The 1,462-nt window shown below is 49.2% G+C and carries 2 protein-coding genes; both read left to right on the top strand.

The window, feature by feature from the left end; genetic code table 11:
• Positions 1-550: hypothetical protein (locus DOM41_RS17555; RefSeq protein ID WP_157956946.1), on the top strand; the 550-nt coding region annotated here is incomplete at its 5' end.
• Complete coding sequence (locus tag DOM41_RS14895; RefSeq protein ID WP_110687673.1) at positions 528-1,394, top strand: tetratricopeptide repeat protein; 867 nt, start codon at positions 528-530, stop codon at positions 1,392-1,394. The genes DOM41_RS17555 and DOM41_RS14895, both read left to right, overlap by 23 nt.
• Positions 1,395-1,462: the final 68 nt, after the last annotated feature.

Raw genomic sequence — 1,462 nt, 5'->3', positions numbered from 1 at the left:
TCGCGTCTGGGTGCGGCGCAGTATCTTCGGCGTCCCAGGCCGCCAGGAAGCCCCCTTCGCCTCGCTTGAAGAAGAGCAGGAATCGCTGGAGATGGTCATTCGCGGGATCTCTGTAGATATCGACGTGATTCAGCGGTGGGGAAAATTAGAGCAGACTGGCGCGCGCGGTGTGGCGGCTCAAATAGAAGGAAGAAACCGTGGGGAAGAGCCTTATTATGTTAATATGAAAATTAACCTCCCTAAGTGTATTGAATCCGATATAGATATTGAGTTTGTTCAAATTTCTAACTCGGCACCTTTGGCGATAGGCCAATTCTCTATCCTCGATTCTGGAGATGAACCCCGCTTGGCTGAAGAAACGTCTTCTGATCGACTTAAGCGTGGGGATGAAGAAAATTCACGTCCTAGTCTAACTATCGAGAATAATGGCGTCCTTGTGGCTTGGAAGGCAGGTCTAGAGGGATTTCCGGAAAAAGCTCGACTTGCTTTGATTTATCGTCCTAACAGCAATTTCTCAGGAGCAAGAGATGTTTTTGAAATCGGTCTATAAAAGTCTGTCTTTTTCCTTCTTTTTTTTGATCTTTCTAGTGCTTCCTTTTTGTGCAAACGCTTCGGTATCTGATCTAGAAAACCGCTTTGAAGAATATGGTCAGAAAGCGTTAGTAGAAGAAGCGGAACATCAAGATGTCTGCTCTCAATATATACTGGGACATGCTTATCTAAATGGCTATGGTGATCTAGAAGTTGATTATCCCAGAGCGTATCACTGGTTTGAAAACGCAGCTGAGAATGGCAGCGACGAAGCCTACTACTATATGGGGTTAATGCTCGCCTATGGCCGCGGAGTTGATAGCGATGTCGAGCAAGGCATGCTCTATCTAGAAAAGTCTGCGGAGAGTGGAGTGTTGGAAGCTCAGAAAGATATAGCTGAAGCATATATGGTAGGGATAAATGGCGACGTTAGCGTAGTGGACGAAAGTAAGGCCGCATATTGGAGTGGGGTCTTGGCGGATAATGGCGATCCTTTAGCAATGCAGAGGATGAGCATCTTTTATAAGTTTGGGCGAGGTGTTGAGAAAAATGAAAATGAAGCTTTTAAATGGATCCGCCGGGCAGTTGATAAAGACTACATTCTAGCTTTCGATCAAGCAGGCGACTTCTACGCCCAGGGCATCGGCACCGATCAAGACCTCGTCCGCGCCTACATGATGTACGACCTCGGCGGCACGGCGTCTTCCGGCAAAAAGGCAGAACTGGCGGAGCAGATGACTCAGGCACAGATCGACGAAGCGGTTTCGCTCTCGCGCCAGTGGCAGGATGAACACAATAGCTACCGCCCCAGTTACCACGGCCTCGAAGCGCAGGGCAGCGACGGCCACTACGAATACCATTGAGCGACGGCTTCGCTCGATATCCCCTCCGATCACGATCGTCACCGGCCTTTAGAGCCGGTGCCCCATGG

Origin of the sequence: Salinicola aestuarinus, assembly GCF_003206645.1 — a bacterium.
In the GTDB taxonomy this organism is placed as follows: domain Bacteria; phylum Pseudomonadota; class Gammaproteobacteria; order Pseudomonadales; family Halomonadaceae; genus Salinicola; species Salinicola aestuarinus.
This window is presented reverse-complemented; position numbering and strand designations above follow the sequence as displayed.